Origin of the sequence: Streptomyces colwelliae (genome assembly GCF_048158785.1) — a bacterium.
Lineage (GTDB): Bacteria > Actinomycetota > Actinomycetes > Streptomycetales > Streptomycetaceae > Streptomyces.
Genome location: NZ_JBLTJC010000033.1, coordinates 39,871 through 47,542, shown reverse-complemented (window position 1 = coordinate 47,542; position 7,672 = coordinate 39,871). Strand labels below are relative to the sequence as shown.

The 7,672-nt window shown below is 68.7% G+C and carries 6 protein-coding genes; all 6 read left to right on the top strand.

Translation table 11 applies throughout. The annotated features are described in order from the left end of the window. Positions 1-393: 393 nt before the first annotated feature. The 6 genes from ACNFOC_RS10160 (at position 394) to ACNFOC_RS10135 (ending at position 7,543) form a co-directional block, all read left to right on the top strand. Complete coding sequence (locus ACNFOC_RS10160) at positions 394-1,407, top strand: hydroxyacid dehydrogenase (protein WP_416958754.1); 1,014 nt, start codon at positions 394-396, stop codon at positions 1,405-1,407. 120 nt (positions 1,408-1,527) lie between these two features. Beyond that, positions 1,528-2,619 carry a LacI family DNA-binding transcriptional regulator gene (locus ACNFOC_RS10155; RefSeq protein WP_416958753.1) on the top strand — a complete coding sequence of 364 codons (1,092 nt, stop codon included), beginning with the start codon at positions 1,528-1,530 and terminating at the stop codon, positions 2,617-2,619. A 203-nt stretch (positions 2,620-2,822) separates the two neighbouring features. Continuing rightward, complete coding sequence (locus tag ACNFOC_RS10150; protein ID WP_416958752.1) at positions 2,823-4,154, top strand: ABC transporter substrate-binding protein; 1,332 nt, start codon at positions 2,823-2,825, stop codon at positions 4,152-4,154. Positions 4,155-4,164: 10 nt separating this feature from the next. Then, positions 4,165-5,049: a carbohydrate ABC transporter permease gene (locus ACNFOC_RS10145; protein WP_416958751.1), complete on the top strand. Its 885-nt coding sequence runs from the start codon at positions 4,165-4,167 to the stop codon at positions 5,047-5,049. Next, complete coding sequence (locus ACNFOC_RS10140; protein ID WP_366493039.1) at positions 5,049-5,954, top strand: carbohydrate ABC transporter permease; 906 nt, start codon at positions 5,049-5,051, stop codon at positions 5,952-5,954. The genes ACNFOC_RS10145 and ACNFOC_RS10140 overlap by 1 nt, the downstream gene beginning before the upstream one ends. Beyond that, a complete protein-coding gene (locus ACNFOC_RS10135; RefSeq protein ID WP_416958750.1) occupies positions 5,951-7,543 on the top strand; it encodes a glycoside hydrolase family 43 protein in 1,593 nt (530 codons plus the stop codon). The genes ACNFOC_RS10140 and ACNFOC_RS10135 overlap by 4 nt, the downstream gene beginning before the upstream one ends. Positions 7,544-7,672 lie beyond the last annotated feature (129 nt).

Here is a 7,672-nt window from a genome sequence, read left to right as displayed (position 1 = left end):
GGGGTGCCGCGTAGGGGATGCCCCGGAAGACCGCGATCCCCTTCTCGTACCGGCCGCGCACCGACCCGTAGGGGGTGCCGACCACGGGGTTCGTCTGCTCTTCGGTCCGCGTCGCCGTCATCTGCCCACCAGCTCCTCACCACGCTCGTGAACCACGCTCATCAGAGCATCACATCGCGCCCGGCTATTCCGGCGGGCGAACTCCGCTGGACGGGTCATGCCGCGCGGAATCACCTCCCCCCGGTCCCGGAACCGATCGAAATGTTTCCGCGCCCGGGGTCCCTTCTCACCGATTGACCCCCGCTCCACAGCAGATCTACGGTAGAAGACGCTTTCAGAAAACGTTTCCGACATCATTGTCATGCCGTACTCACGCCGCACTTCTGGAGGGTCATGCCCAGCGCCCAGCTGCCGAGGGCCGTGTTCGCCATGGATCCGGTGCACCTGCCCCTGCTCTTCCCCCCGCCCCTGATGGCACGGCTCCGGCAGACGGCCGAGATAGAACCAGGGCTCGTCGTACGGGACTTCGGCGCACCCGAGGCCGCCGGAGCCCTTGCCGGGGCCGAGGTCCTGATCACCGGCTGGGGCTGCCCGCACCTCGACGCCGACGCGCTGGCCACGGCACCCCGGCTGCGTGCCGTGCTGCACGCGGCGGGCTCGGTGCGTTCATTGGTCGGCGAGGCCCTGTGGGAACGCGGGGTGACCGTCTCCAGCGCGGTCACCGGCAACGCGCTCCCGGTCGCCGAGTACACCCTCGCGATGATCCTGCTCGCCGGGAAGGACACCTTCGCCCAGCGGGAACGCTTCCGGCACACGCACGCGTACCCGACGCCCGCCGAGACAGCGCCGATCGGCAACCTCGGCCGCCGGATCGGCGTCATCGGCGCCTCCCGGGTGGGCCGCCGACTGCTGGAACTGCTGCGGCCGTACGACTTCGAGGTCCTGCTGCACGACCCCTACGTCAGCGTCACCGAGGCCGCCGTGCTGGGGGCCGAACTCCTGCCGCTGGACGACCTGTTGAGCCGGAGCGACATCGTGAGTCTGCACGCCCCCGACATCCCCGAGACGCAGCACATGCTGGACCGCGGGCGGCTCGCCCTCATCCGGGACGGCGGGGTGCTGATCAACACCTCCCGAGGCGCATTGATCGACCACGACGCCCTCACCGACGAGCTGCTGTCCGGCCGGCTGACCGCGATCCTCGACGTCACCGAACCCGAGCCGCTGCCCCCCACATCTCCCCTGTACAAGCTGCCGAACGTCTTCCTCACGCCGCACATCGCGGGCTCCCTCGGCAACGAGCTGGCGCGGCTCGGCGGCATCGTCGTCGACGAACTGGAGCGCCTGGCCGCGGGCCTGCCGCCGGTCCACGAGGTACGGCACGCGGACCTGGCCCGTGTCGCCTGATCCGCGCCGTCCACAGGCCGGCGCACCGGGAACAACCGTGGGATACGGTTTCCGGACCGGCGCCGAAGCAGACCCTCGTGCGCCCGGTGGGAACGCGGTCACGGTGAAGGAGTCGCTACGGTGAGTCAGCGCAAGGCGTCGGGCGACGTCGGCCGGGCGACGATCCGGGACGTGGCGGAGCGCGCCGGCGTCTCCGTGGCGAGCGTCTCGCGCGTGCTGTCCGGCAACTACCCGGTGTCGGAGGAGCTGCGCCGCCGGGTGATGAAGGTCGTCGGCGACCTGGACTACGTCACCAACGCGCACGCCCGTTCCCTGGCCGGCGGCGGCACGCCCACGGTGGCCATCCTCATCAACAACATCACCGGCGCGGCGTTCGCCCACGTGGCCAAGGGAGTTGAGGGCGCGGCCACGCTGCGCGGCTGGCTCTCCCTGGTCGGCACCACCGGCGACGACCCGGAGCGCGAACTCGCGCTGGTCAACCTCATGCGCCAACAGGGCGTCGCCGCCGTGGTGTTGCTGGGCGGGGCGTACGACTTCGACGAGTACCAGCTGCGCATGGCCGGCTTCGCCCGCTCCCTGGACGCGGCCGGCTCGCACCTCGTCCTCGTCGGCCGCCCGCCGCTGGAGGGCGACGTCCCGGCGACGACGGTCGACTACGACAACGAGGGCGGCGCCTACGCCATGGCCAGCCACCTCCTCTCGGCCGGCCACCGACGGGTCCTGGTACTCCCCGGTCATGCCGAACTCACCACGGCCCAGGGCCGGTTGAGGGGCGCGCAACGGGCCTTCGAGGCGTACGGCGTGCCGTTCGAACCGGGGATGGTGCGGCACGGTCCGTACGACTACGAGCACGGGTACGAGGCGGTGGAGGACACCCTGAAGGAGGGCGTGGACTTCACCGCGGTGCTCGCGGGGACCGACGTGGTCGCCGCGGGCGCCATGCAGGCGCTGCGCGCGGCGGGCCTCAGGGTGCCCGAGGACGTGTCCATCGTCGGCTACGACGACATCCCGCTGGCCTCCCAGCTCACCCCTCAGCTCACCACCGTGCACGTCCCGTACGAGGAGATGGGCCGGGTCGCGCTGCGCGCGGTGGCGGACCGGCGCGAGGGCGGCGGCACGGGCCGGCGCAGGGGCGGCGACGGCGACCATCTGGTCCTGGGCACGCATGTCGTCGTACGGAACTCGGTACGTCCGCCGGCCCGGCGGGACTAGCTCAGGGTCTGCCGCACGGGCTCGCGCGGCTCACGGAACCAGGGCGTTACGTAACCGGTTTCTCTTCAAATCCCCTGGCCAGACGGGGTCTGTCCTGGGCGATCGAAACAACTTGCTGCACACCTCTTGCTCCGAACATGCCGTCCTGCCTACCTTCGCAGCAACCGGTTTCTACCTCTTCTCTTCCGAAGGAACACGGTCTGATGAACTTCACCAGCCCCCGGAGAAGCTTCGCTCGTGCAGCCGTCGCGGGCCTCGCACTGACAGGTCTGCTCTCCGCCTGCGGCGGATCCGGTTCCGGGGACAAAGCGTCCTCGGGGCCGGTCACCCTCCCCTTCTGGGGCTGGGCCAACGGGCAGGACGCGGTCGTGAAGGCGTTCAACGCCGCTCACCAGGACATCAAGCTCAAGTACACCAAGGTCACCGACCAGTTGACGATGCAGAAGCAGCTGACCAACGCGGTGAAGGCCGGCAACGCGCCCTGCCTGGTGCAGAACACGGCGGAGTACGTGACCACCTGGGTCTCGCAGGGCGCGCTCGCCGACATCTCGAAGTACGTCTCCGCCGACAAGGACAAGTTCAACGCGGGCTCGTGGGCCAGTGCGCAGGTCCAGGGCAAGTCCTATGGCGTACCGACCAGTTCGGCCCCCGCGTTCACGATCTACCGCACCGACCTCTTCAAGCAGTACGGCCTGAAGGCCCCGACGACCTGGAACGAGTTCATCGCCGCGGGCAAGGTCCTGAAGAAGCACGGCATCAAGATCACCAACTTCGCCGGTGAGGACCCCAGCACCCTGGAGGTGCTCGCGATGCAGGCGGGCGCCCACTGGTACGCCATCGACGGCAACTCCTGGAAGGTCGACTTCCAGGACGCGGGCAGCCTCAAGGCCGCCCAGGTGATCCAGGACATCATCGACAACGACCTCAACTCCAAGCTCTCCTTCGCGGATTACGCGGCCGTGCAGCGCAACTACGACGACGGCGGCACCGCGACCCGGCAGATCTCCACCTGGCAGATGGCGGGCATGGTGCAGAACTTCACCAAGTCCGACGGGAAATGGGCGCTGTCGCCCTGGCCGACGTTCGCGGGCGAGGCCGCCAAGACGCCTGCCGGGACCAACCAGAGCGGTGGCGTCACCCTGGTGACCAAGCAGTGCGCGCACCAACAGCAGGCCGCCGAGGCCGCGTTGTGGATGTCGACGAACACCGGTGCGGTGAAGACGATGGCGAGCCCGACCACCGGCAACGGCGTGATGCCTGCGCTGGCCGACAGCGACTCGTACGTCGCCGGGGCGATCTCCGACAAGCTGCTCGGGGCGAACTACGAGCCGGCGAAGAAGGTCGTCACCGACAGCCTGAACACCGTCACCTCGGACTGGGTGTTCGGCCCGGACTGGACCGCGATGTTCACCGAGTTGCAGACCGGCTGGGCGAAGGTGATGAACAAGCAGGAGAAGGTCACCGATCTGCTGGCGCACATGCAGGAATGGACGGTCAAGGACCTGAAGTCCCGCGGTATCAGCGTCAAGGGCTGAGGCAGCGCCGATGATTCGCTCCCAGCGCTGGAAGGGTGCCGCGTTCACGGTGCCCTTCCAACTCGGTTTCGTCTTCCTGTACTTGATACCGATCGGGTACGCCGTCTACGAGTCGCTGTTCGTGGAGCACCAGTCGGGGCTCGGCCTCGGCGGCTCCACGCAGCGGTTCTCCGGCCTGGACAACTACCAACAGGGCCTGACCGACTCGGCGTTCATGAACTCGGTACTGCGCGTGGTGCTGTTCGCGTGCGTGCAGATCCCGGTGATGCTGCTCGTCAGCCTGCTGCTGGCGCTGTTCCTGGACGCGCTGTCCTCGAAGGCGGCGGGCCGGTTCCGGATCTTCCTCCTCGTGCCGTACATGATCCCCGGCGTGGTCGCGGCGATCGTGTGGATCAACCTGTACAGCCCGGACGTCGGCCCGTTGACGCCGCTGGGCAAGGTGTTCGGGCTGTCCTGGAACTTCTTCGCGCCCTCGATGGTGTGGCCGTCCATCGGCAACCTGCTGACCTGGCACGGCATCGGCTACAACATGGTGATCATCTACGCGGCGCTCCAGGGCGTGCCCCGTGATCTGTTCGAGGCGGCGCGGCTGGACGGCGCCTCCGAGTTCCGGGTCGCGACGAGCATCAAGATCCCTTACGTACGAGGGGCGTTGGTGCTGACCGGGATGCTCTCGATCATCCAGATGCTCCAGATCTTCAACGAGCCGGCGCTGTTCCGGAACGTCACCCCGCAGACGGTGAACGACAACTTCACGCCCATCATGATCATCTACAACCAGGCGTTCAACGCGGGCAACTACCACTACGCGGCGGCCCTTTCGGTCCTGCTCGCCCTCATCCTCGGCCTCGCCTCCTTCCTCTTCTACCGGCTCACCGCGAAGGAGGCCGACTGATGACCCTCACCGAAGAACGCCGGAACGCCCATCAGGTCCGGCGCCTCAACAAGCCCGATCCGGCGGCCCGTTCACGCGGCGGCCAGCGCTTCCTCCTCGTCGGTCTGGTCCTGGCCAGTGCCTACAGCCTGTTCCCGGTGTGGTGGCTGATCGTCGCCGCGACCAAGGACCGCACGGGCCTGTACCAGAGCAACGGCCTCTGGTTCTCCGGCATGCACCTGTGGGCGAACGTGCGTCAGGTCTTCACCTACGAGAACGGCATCTTCCTGCGCTGGACCGCCAACTCGTTCCTGTACGCGGGCGTCGGCTCCCTCGGCGGCACCCTCATCGCGCTCGCGACGGGCTACGGTCTCGCGCGCTTCGAATTCCCGGGCCGCAGCGCGGTGTTCGCGTGCGTGGTCGGTTCGTTCCTGATCCCGATCGCGCTGCTCACGCTCCCGCTGTACCTGATGTTCTCGAAGATCGGCCTGGTGGACACCCCCTGGGCGATGCTGATCCCCTGCCTGATCAACCCGTTCAGCGTCTACCTCGCCAAGGTGTACACGGAGGCCACGGTCCCCTTCGAACTCCTGGAGGCGGCGCGCCTGGACGGCGCGGGCGAGTTGCGGATCTTCTTCAGCATCGTGCTGCGGATGATGACGACGGGCGGCGCCACGGTGTTCCTGCTCGCGTTCGTGAACACCTGGAACGCCTTCTTCCTCCCGCTGACCGTGCTGCGCGGCGAGGAGAACTGGACGCTCAACCTCGGCCTCTACAACTGGTCCGGCAAACGCATGGAGTCCGGCGTCGACCTCACCAGCCTGGTCCTCACCGGCGCACTCCTGTCGATCGTCCCGATGGCCGTGATGATGGTCGCGATGCGTCGCTACTGGCGTACCGGGGTCACCCTGGGAGCCCTCAAGTGACCTTGCTGCACAACCCTGTTGTCCGCGGTTTCGCCCCCGACCCGTCCATGGTCAGGGTCGACGACCGGTACTACGTGGCGACCAGTTCCTTCGAGTGGTTCCCCACGATCCCGATCCACCGCTCCCGCGATCTGGCCGACTGGCGGTACGCGGGCCATGTCCGGGGCGCGGTCCCCGGCGACTCCCTCGCCGGGGTCCCCGACTCGGGCGGCATCTGGGCGCCGTCGCTGAGCTGGGACGGCGAGCGCTTCTGGATGACGTACTCGATCGTCCGCTCGGTCGGTACGTCGTACTTCGACCTGGACACGTACGTCACGACGGCGACGGACGTGGCCGGGAAGTGGACGACCCCGAGGCGGGTGGCGAGCCACGGTTTCGACCCGGCGCTGTTCCACGACGAGGGCCGACTGTGGCTGCTCAACCTCCAGAACGACTGTCGCCCCGGCGGCCGCCGCTTCGCCGGCATCGTCGCCACCGAGCTGGACCGCGACACGCTCGCCCCGATCGGCGTCACCCATCTGCTGCTCCAGCACGAACGGCTCGTCGAGGGGCCGAAGTTGGTGCGCCGAGATGGCTGGTACTACCTACTGCTCGCGGAGGGCGGTACCGGGTTCGAGCACGGGGTGCTGGTGGCGCGCAGCCGTACGGTCACCGGTCCGTACGAGCTCGACGACCGCCCTTTGCTGACGTCACGGGACGACCCGTCGGTGCCGTTGCAGAAGGCGGGCCACGGTGAGCTGGTCGAACTGCCGGGCGGGGAGTGGGTGTTGAGCCATCTGGCGGCGCGGCCGGTGCGGACACCGGACGGGCCGCGGTGCACCCTGGGACGGGAGACCGCGATCCAGGCCGTGACCTGGGACGGGGACGGCTGGCCGAGGCTGCGGCAGGGCGGCTGGCACCCGGCGGTCGAGGTGGACGTAGCGACGAGTCCCGCCCCACCGGACCAAGTCGCGGCCGCCGACGGGCCGTTGGGATGGCCGTGGAGCAGTCCGCGCGCGTACCCGGACCCGTCCTGGGCCGACACGACCACCCGCCCCGGCTGGATCCGGCTGCGCGGGCGGCACGGGCCGGAGTCGCGGTGGGCGCACAGTCTGCTCACCCAGCGGATCACGGAACATCGCGCGGAGGCCGAAGTCACGCTCGACGCACGGCCGTTGACGTTCACGCAGGCGGCGGGGCTGGTGCTCTGGTACGGCGCCGAGGCGTATCTGAGCCTGCATCTGACCTGGGCCGAACCCGAGGGCGAGGGGCAGCGGGGGCAGCAGTGGCGGGGTGGCGGCCGTACGGTGCTGAACCTGGTGGAGCGGGACGAGGGCGGCACCCGGCAGGTGGCCGTCGTAGAGGTGGATGCGCGTGCTCCCGTGGTGCTGGGGGTGACGGTCGAGGGGGCCGACGCACGGTTCTGGTACGTGCGGGAGGGGGTGCGGACGGCGGTCGGGCCGGGGCTGGACTTCAGCCGGCTGTCCGACGACCACGGGTCGCGGCTGCGGTTCACCGGTGCGATGGCGGGCATCCACGCGTGGGATCTGGTCGAGGGCGCGTTCACGGCGGACTTCGCGGGATTCCGGCTGACGTGTACGGCGGAGTGACCTGAAGGTGACGCTTTCTCCCCTGTTCGGGGTTTCGAAAGATCGGGTCGGCACCATCGCGTGAATTCCCTGGTCTTCCCGCCGTGTTGACGCGCACCTATCGTAGGAAGCGCTTTCTGGATGACTGGT

Excerpts from the sequence above, each read along its gene's own strand:
- ACNFOC_RS10145 (WP_416958751.1), top strand. The coding sequence starts at position 4,165 with ATGATTCGCTCCCAGCGCTGGAAGGGTGCCGCGTTCACGGTGCCCTTC.
- ACNFOC_RS10160 (WP_416958754.1), top strand. The coding sequence starts at position 394 with ATGCCCAGCGCCCAGCTGCCGAGGGCCGTGTTCGCCATGGATCCGGTG.
- ACNFOC_RS10140 (WP_366493039.1), top strand. The coding sequence starts at position 5,049 with ATGACCCTCACCGAAGAACGCCGGAACGCCCATCAGGTCCGGCGCCTC.
- ACNFOC_RS10150 (WP_416958752.1), top strand. The coding sequence starts at position 2,823 with ATGAACTTCACCAGCCCCCGGAGAAGCTTCGCTCGTGCAGCCGTCGCG.